General features: G+C 67.1%; 10 protein-coding genes and 2 tRNA genes. 5 read left to right on the forward strand and 7 right to left on the reverse strand.

What is annotated here, in order from left to right; genetic code table 11:
* The first annotated feature begins 159 nt into the window (after positions 1-159).
* The 4 genes from lon to EPAKOI_RS07040 all read left to right on the forward strand — a co-directional run bounded on the left by lon (position 160) and on the right by EPAKOI_RS07040 (position 5,342).
* The gene (gene lon, locus EPAKOI_RS07025; protein WP_124685116.1) at positions 160-2,571 is read left to right on the forward strand and encodes an endopeptidase La; all 2,412 of its coding nucleotides are present in this window, start codon (positions 160-162) and stop codon (positions 2,569-2,571) included.
* A gap of 246 nt (positions 2,572-2,817) precedes the next feature.
* A tRNA-Val gene (locus EPAKOI_RS07030) sits at positions 2,818-2,893 on the forward strand.
* Positions 2,894-2,931: 38 nt separating this feature from the next.
* Positions 2,932-3,008 (forward strand) — tRNA-Asp (locus EPAKOI_RS07035).
* A 390-nt stretch (positions 3,009-3,398) separates the two neighbouring features.
* Positions 3,399-5,342: a SurA N-terminal domain-containing protein gene (locus EPAKOI_RS07040; protein ID WP_313837787.1), complete on the forward strand. Its 1,944-nt coding sequence runs from the start codon at positions 3,399-3,401 to the stop codon at positions 5,340-5,342.
* Positions 5,343-5,450: 108 nt separating this feature from the next.
* Here EPAKOI_RS07040 and EPAKOI_RS07045 read toward each other — a convergent pair whose 3' ends face one another.
* Positions 5,451-6,035 carry an arylesterase gene (locus EPAKOI_RS07045; RefSeq protein ID WP_313837786.1) on the reverse strand — a complete coding sequence of 195 codons (585 nt, stop codon included), beginning with the start codon at positions 6,033-6,035 and terminating at the stop codon, positions 5,451-5,453.
* Positions 6,036-6,123: 88 nt separating this feature from the next.
* On the opposite strand from EPAKOI_RS07045, the gene EPAKOI_RS07050 reads away from it, so the two are divergent.
* A complete protein-coding gene (locus EPAKOI_RS07050) occupies positions 6,124-6,822 on the forward strand; it encodes an ABC transporter ATP-binding protein (protein WP_423193361.1) in 699 nt (232 codons plus the stop codon).
* 46 nt (positions 6,823-6,868) lie between these two features.
* On the opposite strand, the gene pgi is transcribed toward EPAKOI_RS07050, so the two are convergent.
* From pgi to EPAKOI_RS07080, 6 genes are all read right to left on the reverse strand, one after another.
* Positions 6,869-8,497 carry a glucose-6-phosphate isomerase gene (gene pgi, locus EPAKOI_RS07055; RefSeq protein WP_313837785.1) on the reverse strand — a complete coding sequence of 543 codons (1,629 nt, stop codon included), beginning with the start codon at positions 8,495-8,497 and terminating at the stop codon, positions 6,869-6,871.
* Positions 8,498-8,717: 220 nt separating this feature from the next.
* Entirely contained in the window at positions 8,718-9,677 is a 960-nt protein-coding gene (locus EPAKOI_RS07060; RefSeq protein ID WP_313837784.1) for a DMT family transporter, read from the reverse strand.
* A complete protein-coding gene (locus EPAKOI_RS07065; RefSeq protein ID WP_423193362.1) occupies positions 9,674-11,212 on the reverse strand; it encodes an NAD(P)H-hydrate dehydratase in 1,539 nt (512 codons plus the stop codon). Before EPAKOI_RS07065 ends, EPAKOI_RS07060 begins: the two co-directional genes overlap by 4 nt.
* A 129-nt stretch (positions 11,213-11,341) precedes the next feature.
* The gene (locus EPAKOI_RS07070; protein ID WP_124684378.1) at positions 11,342-12,652 is read right to left on the reverse strand and encodes a TRAP transporter large permease; all 1,311 of its coding nucleotides are present in this window, start codon (positions 12,650-12,652) and stop codon (positions 11,342-11,344) included.
* Positions 12,652-13,203 (reverse strand): TRAP transporter small permease subunit, encoded by a 552-nt coding sequence (locus EPAKOI_RS07075; RefSeq protein ID WP_423193363.1) that lies wholly within the window; start codon positions 13,201-13,203, stop codon positions 12,652-12,654. The genes EPAKOI_RS07070 and EPAKOI_RS07075 overlap by 1 nt, the downstream gene beginning before the upstream one ends.
* A gap of 133 nt (positions 13,204-13,336) precedes the next feature.
* Positions 13,337-14,308 carry a TRAP transporter substrate-binding protein gene (locus EPAKOI_RS07080; RefSeq protein ID WP_423193364.1) on the reverse strand — a complete coding sequence of 324 codons (972 nt, stop codon included), beginning with the start codon at positions 14,306-14,308 and terminating at the stop codon, positions 13,337-13,339.
* Between the last annotated feature and the right edge of the window lie 14 nt (positions 14,309-14,322).

A 14,322-nucleotide genomic window follows, 5' to 3' on the forward strand; every position in this document is an offset into this window, starting at 1 on the left:
TTCCACAAACGAACGGGAGCAAACGCGGGTATGCTGTTTCAGAGTGGGTCGTGGGTGCGCTTTGGGTCACATCAGGAGCGCCCGGGAATTGATGATGGGTATCTTGCAATCGATTCCCGCGACCCTATTTACGCCTTAAATGACTGACTGGGGAAAATGATGTCCGGAACACAACTCCTCCCGGCTGAGCCGATTCGCCTCCCACTGTTGCCGCTGCGCGACGTGGTGGTGTTTCCGCACATGGTGATCCCACTGTTCGTGGGTCGCCCGAAGTCCATCAAGGCGCTCGAGACTGCGATGGAGTCGGGTAAGAGCATCATGCTCGTGGCACAGAAGACCGCCGCCAAAGACGAACCGACCGCGGAAGACCTCTACGAGGTCGGCTGCATCGCCAATATCCTGCAGATGCTGAAGCTGCCCGACGGTACCGTGAAGGTGCTGGTCGAGGGCACGCAGCGTGCAAACATCACCGAAGTGAGCGAGGACGATTCGCACTTCATGTGCGAAGCCGTACCGGTGCCGCCGGCACCCGACGAGTCGGCCGAGACGGAGGCGCTGCGCCGCGCCATCGTGTCGCAGTTCGACCAGTACGTGAAGCTCAACAAGAAGATCCCGCCCGAGATCCTGACGTCGCTGTCGGGCATCGACGAGGCCGGCCGCCTGGCCGACACCATCGCCGCGCATCTGCCGATCAAGCTCGAGCAGAAGCAGAAGATCCTGGAGATGGTGAAGGTCACCGAGCGTCTGGAGAGCCTGCTGTCGCAGCTCGAGGGCGAGATCGACATCCTGCAGGTGGAAAAGCGTATCCGTGGCCGCGTCAAGCGCCAGATGGAGAAGTCGCAGCGCGAGTACTACCTGAACGAGCAGGTCAAGGCCATCCAGAAGGAACTGGGCGAGGGCGAGGAAGGTGCCGACCTCGAGGAACTGGACAAGCGCATCAAGGCCGCGCGCATGCCCAAGGAGGCCAAGAAGAAGGCCGACGCCGAGTTCAAGAAGCTCAAGCTGATGTCGCCGATGTCGGCGGAAGCCACGGTCGTGCGCAACTATATCGACACGCTGGTCAACCTGCCGTGGCGCAAGAAGAGCAAGGTCAACAACGACCTGGCCAACGCCGAGCGCGTGCTGGACGAGGACCATTACGGCCTGGAGAAGGTCAAGGAACGCATCCTTGAGTATCTTGCCGTGCAACAGCGCGTGGACAAGGTCAAGGCGCCGATCCTGTGCCTGGTGGGGCCCCCCGGCGTGGGCAAGACCTCGCTCGGCCAGTCCGTGGCACGCGCCACGAACCGCAAGTTCGTGCGCATGGCACTGGGTGGCGTGCGTGACGAGGCCGAGATCCGCGGCCACCGCCGGACGTACATCGGCTCGATGCCGGGCAAGATCCTGCAGAGCCTGTCGAAGGTCGGCGTGCGCAATCCGCTCTTCCTGCTCGACGAGATCGACAAGATGGGCATGGATTTCCGTGGCGACCCGTCGTCGGCGCTGCTCGAGGTGCTGGACCCGGAACAGAACCACACGTTCCAGGACCACTACATCGAAGTGGACTTCGACCTGTCGGACGTGATGTTCGTGGCGACGTCGAACTCGCTGAACATCCCGCCGCCGCTGCTGGACCGCATGGAAGTGATCCGCCTCTCGGGCTATACCGAAGACGAGAAGGTGAACATCGCCACGCGCTATCTGCTGCCGAAGCAGATCCGCAACAACGGTCTGAAGCAGGGCGAGATCGACGTCACCGAAGCGGCCATCCGCGACATCATCCGCTACTACACGCGTGAAGCTGGCGTGCGGTCGCTGGAACGCGAGGTGTCGAAGATCGCGCGCAAGGTGGTCAAGCTCCTGCTGCTGAAGAAGGAGTCGGGTGCGGTCAAGGTCGATTCGGAGAACCTCGACAAGTTCCTGGGCGTGCGCAAGTACGACTTCGGCCTGGCCAACAAGGAAAACCAGGTGGGCCAGGTGACCGGTCTGGCGTGGACGGAAGTGGGCGGCGACCTGCTGACCATCGAAGCCGCGATCATGCCGGGCAAGGGCAACATCTCGCGTACCGGTTCGCTGGGCGACGTGATGAAGGAGTCGGTCGAGGCCGCGCGGTCGGTGGTACGGTCGCGAGCGCGTCGCCTGGGTATCGCGGACGAGATGTTCGAGAAGCGCGACATCCACATCCACGTGCCCGAGGGCGCGACGCCGAAGGACGGTCCGTCCGCCGGTATCGCGATGACCACGGTGCTGGTGTCCGTGCTGACCGGTATCCCGGTGCGTGCGGACGTGGCGATGACGGGCGAGATCACGCTGCGCGGCGAGGTGCTGCCGATCGGCGGTCTCAAGGAAAAGCTGCTGGCGGCCCATCGGGGCGGCATCAAGCTGGCGCTGATCCCGGAGGAGAACGTCAAGGACCTGGCGGACATCCCCGACAACGTCAAGAACGCCATCGAGATCGTGCCGGTGCGCTGGATCGACAAGGTGCTGGAGCTGGCACTCGAACGCAAGCCAGAGGCCCTGCCTGAGGAAGAAGCCAAGCCTGCCGAAGTGGCAGACAAGGCGGCGGCCCAGGTGGAGCGCATCCACCACTGAGCGCCAACGCTCGGACAAGAACCGCGGGATCGTATCCCGCGGTTTTTTTATGCCCGCGCGCCTCACGTTGGGTGCCGATTGGCGCAGCGATGTGGCGTGGCGGCATCCTGCAATCAATGCTTGGCAAATCGAAAAGTCTCGTATTACAATCGCGGCCTCGCAACGCAAACAGCGGCAACCAGCAGCATCTGCCGAATCGTGCGAAGCGGGATTTCCCTGCAGGCAAATGGCTTGCACGGTCCAAGTGGGTGCTTAGCTCAGCTGGTAGAGCGGCGCCCTTACAAGGCGTAGGTCGGGGGTTCGAACCCCTCAGCACCCACCACACTTGACCGTTGCGCGTTGCCGAAAAGGGCCCGATCTGGAGTGGTAGTTCAGTTGGTTAGAATACCGGCCTGTCACGCCGGGGGTCGCGGGTTCGAGCCCCGTCCACTCCGCCAAATAAAAATGCCCGCGCAAGCGGGTTTTTTTATTTGGTAATGTGACTCGGCCGCGAAGCGGGCGTCCGATTACGGAGTGGAGGAAGCCGCCTGCGCGGCTTCCGCGCGGGGCGAGAAGGGTCGCGCTTGCAAGCGCGACCGCGGCCTGCAGGATGTAGGCGAGCCCCGTCCACTCCGCCAAATAAAAATGCCCGCGCAAGCGGGTTTTTTTATGGCCGTCGCATGAGTGCGCAGCGAGCCTTCTTCTCTGTTGGCGCCATCATCGCCAACGCATTTCTTTGACCTCTCAAAAGCTTCCTGCAGGACTTTCCGTCGGTGCAGCGCGCCGCTCCTGATAGAATCGCGAAGTTTGACCGTCGGCCCAAGGCCCAACCCTTTAACCCGAACAGCATGCTTGATTTCGTACGCAACAACCGGCGCCTGATGCTTATGCTGCTGCTGGTGCTTGTCTTCCCGTCGTTCGTGTTCTTCGGTGTCGAGAGTTACTCGCGCTTCATGGACAGCTCGCACGATCTTGCCAAGGTGGATGGCCGGACCATCACCGTGCAGGAGGTCGACAACGTCGTGCGTGACCAGAGCGAGCGCATGCGCCAGATGCTTGGCAACAACTATGATCCGCGCATGTTCGAAGGCGCCGCGGCGCGCCAGTCCGTGCTGGACCAACTGATCCAGCAACGTGTGGTGGCCGACGCCACGGCCAAGAAGAACCTGACCGTGACGAAGGACCAGCTGCGCGAGGCGATCGCGGCCATTCCCGCCGTGGCGCAGCTCTATGGCGCGGACGGCAAGTTCGACGAGAAGGGCTATGTCCAGCTGCTGGCCCAGCAAGGGCTGACGCCCGAGCAGCTTGAATCGCGCATGCGGTTCGAACTGGCGACGCAGCAGCTTGGCAGTGCGGTGGGCACCACGGCGTTCGTGCCGAAGTCGCTGCTCGACCGCCTGATCGCCATCCGCGACCAGCAGCGCGACGTCCAGGCGCTCAACATCAAGCCGGCCGATTTCACGTCGAAGGTCACGCCTGACGCCGCCGCGCTGAAGGCGTACTACGAGGCCCACCTGTCGGCCTACACCACGCCGGAGCAGGCCAAGGTCGAGTACGTCGTGCTTTCGGGCGACGCGCTGGCCGCCAGCCAGGCGGTGACGCCGGAAGAGCTGAAGTCCTACTACGACAGCAACGTCCAGCGTTTCCGGACCGAAGAGCAGCGCCGCGCCAGCCATATCCTGATCACGGCCCCGAAGGACGCCAAGGAGGCTGATCGCAAGGCCGCCAAGGACAAGGCGCAGAAGCTGCTGGACGAGGTGCGCAAGCATCCGGAAACCTTTGCCGACGTGGCGAAGAAGAATTCCCAGGACCCGGGTTCGGCCGAGAAGGGTGGCGACCTCGGCTTCATGGGCCGCGGTGCGCTGGTGAAGCCGTTCGAGGACGCGATGTACGCGCTCAAGGACGGCCAGATCAGCGATCTGGTCGAAACCGACTACGGTTACCACATCATCAAGCTGACCGGCATCAAGCCGTCGGCCACGCGTTCGCTCGATGAGGTCCGTCCGGAGCTCGAAGCCGAACTGAAGAAGCAACTGGCCAGCAAGAAGTACACGGAACTGGCCGACGCCTTCGGCAACACGGTCTACGAGCAGGCCGACAGCCTCAAGCCGGCCGCCGACAAGTTCAAGCTGACGATCCAGACTGCCGACAACGTCACGCGCAACCCGAACCCGGCGCTGGGCAAGGACAGCCCGCTGAACAACGAGAAGGTGCTCAAGGCCCTGTTCAGCGATGACGCGATCAAGAACAAGCGCAATACCGAAGCCATCCAGGTCAATCCGACCACGCTGGTGTCGGCCCGCATCGCCGAATACCGGCCGGCCGCCGCCCGCAAGTTCGAGGACGTGGAAGCCCAGGTGCGCCAGGCTTACATCGCCCAGCAGTCCGCCGAACTGGCGCGCAAGGATGGCGAGGCCAGGCTTGAAGCACTACGCAAGGCCGACAGCGCCAGCGGCTTCGGCCCGGTGATGACGGTGTCGCGGGCCAAGGCTGACGGCCTGTCGCCGAAGGCCGTGGACGCGATCATGCGCGCCGACGCCGCCAAGCTGCCGTCCGTCGTGGGCGTGGACCTGGGCGCCGATGGCTACGCGCTGTATCGGATCACGAAGGTTGGCACGCCGACCCAGAGCAATGCGGCCCAGCGCGATGCCGATGCCCAGCAACTGAGCCAGCTTGCCGGCCAGACCGAACTGGCGGCCTACTACGACGCGCTCAAGGCGCAGGCCAAGGTGAAGCTGCTGCGTCCGGCCAAGACCGAAGACGCGGCGGGCAGCGCCCCGGCCACGAACTGACGCGGCGCACGACGCCCGTCGAAAAGAAGCCCCTGCCGGTGACGCACCGCAGGGGCTTTTTCCTTTTGGCTGCCGGACGAGCCTGGCGAGCCGGACGAGCCCGACGGGTCAGCCAGTCTTGGCAGATGTCCGGAGCAGCGGCTTGAGCGCTGGCCACACGGTATCGAGCAGCGCCGACTGGGCGGCCGAGGTGGGATGAATGCGGTCTTCCTGGAACCAGTCGGGCCGCGTGACGACCTTGTCGAGGAAGAACGGCACCAGTTCGGTCCGATACTCCTTGGCCAGCTTCGGAAACAGGCCGAAGAAGCGCTCGGTGTAGTCGGCGCCGTAGTTGGGCGGGATGCGCATGCCGACCAGCACCACCTTGGCGCCCGCCTTCTGGGCGTCGCCGATGATGGCGCGCAGGTTGGCTTCCGTGGATGGCAGCGAGAAACCGCGCAGCGCGTCGTTGGCGCCCAGTTCGACGACGACGACGGCCGGCTTGTGCCGCTTCAGCAGGTCGGGCAGGCGGGTCTTGCCGCCCACCGTGGTCTCGCCGCTGATGCTGGCATTCACGACGCTATAATCGAACCGCTCGCGGCGCAGCCGCTCCTGCAGCAGGCTGACCCAGCCGGTGCCACGCGCGATGCCGTACTCGGCCGACAGGCTGTCCCCCAGCACCAGCACGGCGGGCGCCGACGGGGCCTGCGCCATGGCGGCGGGTGAACAAAGCAGGGCGACGGCTGTCGCACAACAGGCTGCCAGCATCCGCCGGCGCCCAACGTTGGGAATCTTCTCGCGCATGTCCTCTTCCATTCTTGCTGTCGAGTCACTCGGAAAGACCGTCGCCGACACGACAGGTTCGCTCACGATTCTGCACGACGTCTCGTTTTCCGTCACGGCCGGCGAAACGGTGGCCATCGTTGGCGCGTCCGGCTCCGGCAAATCGACGCTGCTGGGCCTGCTGGCGGGCCTGGACCTGCCCAGCACCGGCACCGTGCGGCTCCATGGGCAGGACCTGTTCCAGCTCGACGAAGACCAGCGCGCCGCGCTGCGCGGGCGCCATGTCGGCTTTGTGTTCCAGTCGTTCCAGCTGGTCGGGCACCTGACGGCGCTCGAAAACGTCATGCTGCCGCTGGAGTTGCGCGGCGAAACGTCGCAGGTGCGCGAGCGTGCCACGGAGATGCTGGAGCGGGTGGGCCTCGGCAAGCGGCTGACGCACTACCCGCGGACGCTGTCCGGCGGCGAGCAGCAGCGCGTGGCGCTGGCGCGCGCGTTCGTGGCGCGGCCCGACATCCTGTTTGCCGACGAGCCGACCGGCAGCCTGGACACCGCGACCGGCGAGGCCGTCATAGCGCTGATGTTCGAGCTGAACCGCGATGCCGGGTCCACGCTGGTGCTGGTCACGCATGACCGCTCCGTGGCCGCGCGCTGCGGGCGCATCCTGACGATCGAAGCCGGCCGCGTGGCCAGCGACGAATTGATGGGTACCGAAGTCTGAAATGCCATGGCGGCCGCCGGGGCCGCCGTCCTGTTCGGGCGGGCGCTCAGCCGCGCCCGAGGACGCCGCGGGCACGGGCGATCAGGGCCGCCGTCGACGCATCGTGCGTGGCCTCGCCCTTGCCGGTCAGTTCCTGTTCGATGGGCCGCGCCAGGATCTTGCCCAGCTCCACGCCCCACTGGTCGAACGAGTTGATGTTCCAGACCACGCCCTGCACAAACGTGCGGTGCTCGTAGAGCGCGATCAGCGCGCCCAGCACGTGCGGCGTCAGGTCTTCCATCAGCAGCATGTTGCTTGGCCGGTTGCCGTCGAACACCATGTGCGGCACGCGGGCCTCGTCGGTCACGCCGGCGGCGCGCAGTTCCTCGGCGGTCCGGCCGCGCATCAGCGCCTCGGCCTGGGCAAAGCAGTTGGCCAGCAGCTTGGCGTGATGGCCGGGCAGGCTGCGCGGCGGCACCAGCGGCGCCACGAAATCGACGGGCACGATCTGCGACCCCTGGTGGATCATCTGGAAGTAGGCGTGCTGGCCGTTGGTGCCGGCCGTGCCCCAGACCACGGGCGAGGTGTCGGACCGCACCGGATCGCCGTTGATCTGCACAGACTTGCCGTTGCTCTCCATCTCCAGTTGCTGCAGGAACGCCGGAAACAGTTCGAGCGAGGTGGAATAGGGCGCCATGCAGCTCGTCGGCATGCCGAAGAAGTTGCGGTACCAGATGCCGAGCATGCCCAGCACCACCGGCATGTTGCGCGCCAGCGGGGCCGTGCGGAAGTGGTCGTCCATGGTCCGGCCGCCGAGCAGCAGGTCTTCGAACGCGTCAAAGCCCACGGCCAGCGCGATCGACAGGCCGACCGACGACCAGAGCGAGAAGCGCCCGCCGATCCAGTCCCAGAATTCGAACATGTTGGCCGGGTCGATGCCGAACTTGACCACCGCCTCACGGTTCGTGGACACCGCCACGAAGTGCCGGGCCAACTGGTCTTCGGCCACGCCGTTCTGCAGGAACCACTCGCGCATGCTGCACGCGTTGGCCATGGTTTCCAGTGTCGTGAACGTCTTCGAGCAGACGATGACCAGCGTGCGGGCCGGGTCCAGCCGCACGAGCGTTTCGGCCAGCTCGGTGCCGTCGACGTTCGACACGAAATGCATGCGCGGCCCCTTGGGGTCCGCCAGGTGAGCCAGCGCGCGGCAGACCATGCGCGGGCCGAGGTCCGAGCCGCCGATGCCGATGTTGACGATGTCGGTGATGGTCTGGCCGTTGAAGCCAGTCCAGGCGCCGGTGCGCACGCGACCGGCGAAGTCGCGCATGCGGTGCAGCACGTCCTGGATGCCGGGCATCACCGACTGGCCGTCGACCTTGAACGGGGCATCGGGCAGGGCGCGCAGCGCCACGTGCAGCGCGGCGCGGTCTTCGGTCGTATTGATATGTTCGCCGGCGAACATGGCGTCGCGGCGCTGGGTCACGCCCGCTTCCTCGGCCAGCTTCATCAGCAGCGCGAAGGTCTCGAACGTGATGCGGTTCTTCGAGAAATCGAGGTACAGGCCCGCCGCTTCGAGCGAGAAGTCCTCCACACGGCGCGCGGCCTCGGCTTCGGCAAACCATTGCTGCATCGGCGTGTGGCGGATGGCATCGTGGTGTTGGCGGAGAGCGGTCCAGGCGTGGAGTTCAGTGGGCATGCGAAGTTCTGGAGTCTGGGAGCGGGGCCGCGCCGTCCGGCAAGGCCCTGCGCAAGTATATCGCTGGGATACGACGTCAAAAGCCGAAAGTCGCAGCAAAAAGTAACCGTGCTTGCGAACATCCGCAACGTTAGCAGCCACGCAGCCGGCGCCATATCGGCGCTTGTCTGACGTCCTGCCGCATAGACACGGCCCGCCACTTTGTGCGTGGCGGGTCGCGTCAGCGTCCCAGCCGTGTGGCGATCCGGCGCAGCAGCGGCTCGCCGCCCGCCACGCACACGCCGCCCGCGCAGATCACGGCGATGCCCAGCGCGGTAGTCCAGTCTGGCAGGTGGCCGAAGGCGAAGTAGCCGACCACGGTAGCCGAGAAGATCTGCAGGTACAGGAACGGGCTCAGGAATGACGCGTCGGCGTACTGGAACGCGCGGATCACGAAGTAGTGGCCGAGCGATCCGGTCAGGCCGGCCGATACCAGCAGCGCGCATTGCAGCGCCGTCGGCACCGCCTCGAACCAGAAGAACGGCACCAGCAGCGTCGTCAGCGCGGCCCCGGTCACGCCGCTCTGGATCAGCGTGGTCATGGGTGCGTCATGCGCGGCGATGCGCCGCGTGAGCATCTGCAGCAGCGCGAACAGCAACGCCGACAGCAGCCCCAGCGCCACGCCAAACGCATCCAGCTCGCCGCCCGGCCGCACCACCACGAGCATCCCTGCGAAGCCGATGCCCACGCCGATCCAGCGGGTCCAGCGCGCGTGCAGGCCCGGCCGTTCGCCAAGCAGCCACGGCGACAGCGCCACGACGATCAGCGGCGCGCAGAAGTTCAGCGCCGTGGCCGTGGCCAGCGGCATCAGCTTCAGCACGCTGAAGAACACCAGCGTCGACGCCAGCATCAGCGCGCCGCGCAGCCACTGCAGGCGCGGCGCGGCCGGGCGCGACAGCCGCTGCCATCGTGCCGGCCCGATCAGCAGGAAGATCGCCACCACATGGCCAAGGTAGCGCACCCAGGCCACGGCCACCACGGGCAGTCCTTGCTGGGTTAGCGTCTTGCCCGTGGCGTCGAGCAGGCTCAGGATCCATTGGCCGACCACTAGCAGCGCGATGCCGGTCAGCAACTGGCGACGGGAATGGTCGCCACCCGTGCCACCGTCAGTGCCTTGCGGTAGTGTCGCGGCCCGCGTCATGCGGCCGCGCCGCGCAGCAGCGCGTTCAGGATGTCCCGCGCCGGCAGGTAGAGTTCGCTCGCTGTCATGCCCGCCGGGCCGGTGCCGCTGGCGACCAGGCGGTCCGCCGCGCGTCCGTGGATCCAGACCGCCGCGCGCGCGGCCGCCTCGCGGGCCATGCCCTGGGCCAGCAGCGCGCCGATCATGCCGGCCAGCACGTCGCCGGTGCCGGCCGTGGACAGCCCGGCGTTGCCGGTGGGATTGATGGCGGCCGGCGCGCCGCCCGGTGTGGCGATGACCGTGCCCGATCCCTTGAGCACGACGGTGGCATGCCAGCGCGTTGCCAGCGCCCGGGCGGCGGCCAGCCGGTCGCGCTGGACGTCGGCCACGCCGCTGCCCAGCAGCCGCGCCGCTTCGAGCGGGTGCGGCGTCATGACGGGCTCCAGCCCGCTGTCGGTCAGTTGCCGCGCCAGCGCTGGGTCTGCCGCCAGCAGGTTCAGTGCGTCGGCATCGAGCACCAGCGGCAGGGTGTCGCGGGCGCACCGGTCGATCAATTGCGCCAGTTGCTGGCGGGCCGCGGCGTCGCTGCCCATGCCGGGTCCGGCCACGAAGGCCGACATGGCGTCCCATGGCAGTTGGTCGACGGCATGCAGCATCAGCTCCGGATGAACCGGATCGACAGGCGGCGCCGGCTGGGCCAGGAATCCGACATGGACACGGCCCGCGCCCAGATGCAGCGCCGCGCGGGCGCCCAGCAGCGGCGCGCCGGTCATGCTGTGGTTGCCGCCGATCACCGCCAGGCTGCCATAGCGGCCTTTGTTGGCGGCATGGTCGCGGCGCGGCAGGGCATCGGCAAACGCGCCGGGCTGGTTGACCAGCGCCACGGGCGGCGTGGCGGGCGGGTAGTCGAGGCCGAGCGGCGCGATGTCGACGATGCCGGCGCAGTCGCGGCCGTCCAGCGTCAGCAGGCCGGGCTTGGCGGCCAGGAAGGTCAGCGTCCGTACCGCGCGCACGGCGGGCTGGCCGGCGCCGGTATCGGCAAACAGCCCGCTCGGGATGTCCAGCGCCAGCACGGGCAGGTGCGACGCATTGAGCTGGGCGATCCAGCGGGCCATTTCCCCGTCCGCCGGCCGGTTCAGGCCGATACCGAGCAGGCCGTCGACCACGGCGGCGCAGCCGGCCGGCCACGGCGGCAGGGCGGCGGCCGGGTCGCGCGGCATCGCCAGCACCGGCACCCCGGCGGCGCGGGCCTCGCGCCAGGCGCGGGCGGCATCGTCGGGCAGCCGGTCTGCGTCGGCCAGCAGCCACGCCTCCACCTGCCGCCCGGCCTGGTGCAGCCGCGTGGCGGCCACCAGCGCGTCGCCGCCGTTGTTGCCGGCGCCGGCCAGGAACAGAATGCGCCCGTCGGGTACGTGCTGGCCGACCCAATCCGCCGCCGCGGCACCCGCGCGGGACATCAGCGTGAAGGGCGGCGTGGCGGCCAGGCCGGCCTGTTCGATCCGGCGGATCGTGGCCACGTCGTAGAGCGAGGCGGGTTCGGCGGTGTCGAGCGGCATCCAGGCGGATGCGGGATCGGCGGGGGGCTGGGGCGGGTGGCACGGCGGTCATGGCACGGTCATGCGGAAGGCGGGCGCCGGCCCGTGGGTGCGGGCCGGCCAGAAGCAGACAGTGTAGGGGACAACGCGCTACTTGAGTTCCTTGGCCATCACCACGTCCGGCAGCCACGTGACCACGCTGGGCCAGACCGTGATGATCGCGATGGCCACCACCATCATCATGAAGAACGGCAGCGACACCCGCGCGATGTAGTTGCTGTCCTTGCCGGTCATGCTCTGCAGCACGAACAGGTTGAAGCCCACGGGCGGCGTCACCTCGGCAATCTCCACCAGCAGCACGATGAAGATGCCGAACCAGACCAGGTCGAAGCCGGCGGCCTGCACCATCGGCAGCACCGTGGCCGTGGTCAGCGCGATCATCGAGATGCCGTCCAGCGCCGTGCCCAGCACGATGTAGATGACCGTCAGCACCGCGATCAGCGCCCACGGTGACAGGTGCAGCGCGGCCACCCATTCGGCCAGCGCGCGCGGAATGCCAGTGAAGCTCATCGTCACCGACAGGAACGACGTGGCGCCGAGCACGAACATGATCATCGCGGTCAGCCGGGTGGCCGACATCAGGCTTTCCCAGAACGCCTTGCGCGTCAGCGACCCGCCGGCCCAGGCCAGCCCCAGCGACGCCACCACGCCGTAGGCGGCCGCTTCCGTGGCGGTGGAGTAGCCGGCCATCATGATCCACGTGATGAACGCGATCAGGACGATGCAGGGCAGCAGCTGGCGGATCGATGCCAGCCGCGCGCGCCAGCCAAACGTCTCGGCGGCGGGCGTGCGCGACGGGTTCATCAGCGCCCACACGACGATATAGCCCGAGAACAGCAGCATCAGCAGCAGGCCGGGCAGAAAGCCGGCCAGGAACACCCGAATGATCGACACGTCGGCGGATACCGCGTAGACCACCATCGTGATCGACGGCGGAATCAGGATGCCGAGCGTGCCCGCGCACGACAGCGACCCCAGCGTGATGCGCTCGTCGTAGCCGCGCCGGGTCAGCTCGGGCAGGGCCGACTTGGCGATCGTCGCGCAGGTGGCCGCCGACGACCCCGAGACCGACCCGAAGATGCCGCAGCCCAGGATGTTGACGTGCATCAGGCGGCCCGGCAGCCAGTTCAGCCACGGCGACAGCCCGTTGAACATCTGCTCGGACAGCTTGGTGCGGAACAGGATCTCGCCCATCCAGACGAACAGCGGCAGCGACGCCAGCGTGTACGACGCGCTGGACGACCACCAGGCGTTGGCCAGGTTGACCAGCGCGTCGTGGTCGGAGAAGACCACCAGCCCGACCCACGAGGTCACGGCGATGGCCACCGGAATCCATGCGCCGATGGCCAGGAAGACCATCATCACGAGCAGCAGGATCAGGGCAACAAGTACGGTGCTCATCAGACGGTCTCCCCGAAGTCGCCGGCGGCCAGCTTGGCTTCCTGCGCCAGCTGGTAGCGCGGCTTCTGCCGGCGCACCACGCGCAGCCATTCGTCGGCCACCGCCAGCAGGAAGCCCAGCGTGCCCAGCACGGCAAAACTCTGCGGAATCCAGAGCGGGATCACGATCTGGCCCTGCGACACGTCGTTGATCTCCCAGCTCTGCCAGGCGAACGCGCCCAGCGCCCAGGCGGCGTAGGCGGCGAACACGAGGCAGATCGACAGAGACAGCACTTCGAGCACCCAGCGCCGTTTCGGGCCGACGGCCTCCAGCAGCATCTCCACGCGCACGATGCCGCCGTGCTGGAAGGTCTGGCCGAGGATCAGGAATGCGGACGCGGCGCACAGCCACGCGACAATGTCGTCGCCACCCTTGAGCACGATCAGCGTCTCGCGCGAGATCGACATGGCGATCATGACGATGCAGACGGCCAGGATGCAGATGGCGCCGAGCGCGGCAAAGAGGTCAAGCAGCCGGTCGAGCCAGCGCTTGCGGGGGATGGGGGCTTCCATGGGTACGGGCTACCTGTGAGGCGCAATGGCGAAGGGCGGGCCGGACCGGGGCGGCGGCCCCGGCGTCCGGCCATGCTGCGTGCAAACCGGCATGGCCCACCGTCGGCAGGCCGGCCGGGACTGCTTTCAGGGTCTACTTGCGATAGGCGTCGAGGATGGCCTTGCCGTCGTCGCCCGCGCTCTTCGCCCAGTCGTTGACCATGACCTCGCCCACCTTCTGCATGTCGGTCTTGAGCTGGGCCGACGGCGGCGCCACGGTCATGCCGTTCTTGGACAGCGTGGCCAGGTATTCCTTGGTCTTCTGCTCCGATACCTGCCAGCCGCGCTTCTCGGCGTCGGCCACGGCCTTGAGCAGGGCGTCCTGCGTGGGCTTGTCGAGCGCGTTGAACGCCTTCTTGCTGACCACCAGCATGTTCTTCGGCAGCCAGGCGTCAACCGTGTAGAAGTACTTGACCGATTCCCAGACCTTGGTGTCCACGCCCGTGGCGCCCGACGACATGAACGAGTTGACCGTGCCGGTGGCCAGCGCCTGCGCCAGATCGGCCGCCTGGATCGTCACCGGCTGGGCGCTGACCAGTTCGGCGATCTTCGACGTGGCGGGGTTGTAGGCGCGCCACTTCAGGCCCTTCATGTCCGCGGCGCTGTTGATCGGCTTGTTCGCGTAGATGCCCTGCGGCGGCCAGGCCACGGCGTAGAGCAGCTTCATGCCCTGGCGGTCCAGCACCTTGTCGGTGGTGGCGCGCGACGACTGCCAGAGCCGGTAAGCGTCGGCGTAGCTGGTGGCCAGGAACGGCACGGCGTCCACGCCGAAGACCGGGTTCTCGTTGGCCAGCAGCGACATCAGGATTTCGCCCATCTGCACCTGGCCGGTCTGCACGCCGCGCTTGATTTCGTTGGCCTTGAGCAGGGATCCGTTCGGGTGGATCACGATCTTGAGCTTGCCGCCGGTGGCGCGCTCCACGTCGGTGGCCATCTGCTGCAGGTTTTCGGTGTGGAGGTTGGTGGCCGGGTATCCGGTGGGCAGGTCCCACTTGGTCTCCGCCCGTGCCGCCGTGGCGCCCAGCAGCAGTGCCGCCGCCGCGACTGCCATTGCCTTGACTCGCATCTCGATCTCTCCTG

The sequence above is a fragment of the Cupriavidus sp. H18C2 genome, from assembly GCF_049393795.1.
Taxonomy (GTDB): Bacteria; Pseudomonadota; Gammaproteobacteria; order Burkholderiales; family Burkholderiaceae; genus Cupriavidus; species Cupriavidus pauculus_C.

Bases quoted from the DNA above. Each gene is read 5' to 3' on its own strand.
- lon (WP_124685116.1), top strand. From the start codon at position 160: ATGTCCGGAACACAACTCCTCCCGGCTGAGCCGATTCGCCTCCCACTG.
- EPAKOI_RS07040 (WP_313837787.1), top strand. From the start codon at position 3,399: ATGCTTGATTTCGTACGCAACAACCGGCGCCTGATGCTTATGCTGCTG.
- EPAKOI_RS07045 (WP_313837786.1), bottom strand. From the start codon at position 6,035: ATGGCGCAGGCCCCGTCGGCGCCCGCCGTGCTGGTGCTGGGGGACAGC.
- EPAKOI_RS07050 (WP_423193361.1), top strand. From the start codon at position 6,124: ATGTCCTCTTCCATTCTTGCTGTCGAGTCACTCGGAAAGACCGTCGCC.
- pgi (WP_313837785.1), bottom strand. From the start codon at position 8,497: ATGCCCACTGAACTCCACGCCTGGACCGCTCTCCGCCAACACCACGAT.
- EPAKOI_RS07060 (WP_313837784.1), bottom strand. From the start codon at position 9,677: ATGACGCGGGCCGCGACACTACCGCAAGGCACTGACGGTGGCACGGGT.
- EPAKOI_RS07065 (WP_423193362.1), bottom strand. From the start codon at position 11,212: ATGCCGCTCGACACCGCCGAACCCGCCTCGCTCTACGACGTGGCCACG.
- EPAKOI_RS07070 (WP_124684378.1), bottom strand. From the start codon at position 12,652: ATGAGCACCGTACTTGTTGCCCTGATCCTGCTGCTCGTGATGATGGTC.
- EPAKOI_RS07075 (WP_423193363.1), bottom strand. From the start codon at position 13,203: ATGGAAGCCCCCATCCCCCGCAAGCGCTGGCTCGACCGGCTGCTTGAC.
- EPAKOI_RS07080 (WP_423193364.1), bottom strand. From the start codon at position 14,308: ATGCGAGTCAAGGCAATGGCAGTCGCGGCGGCGGCACTGCTGCTGGGC.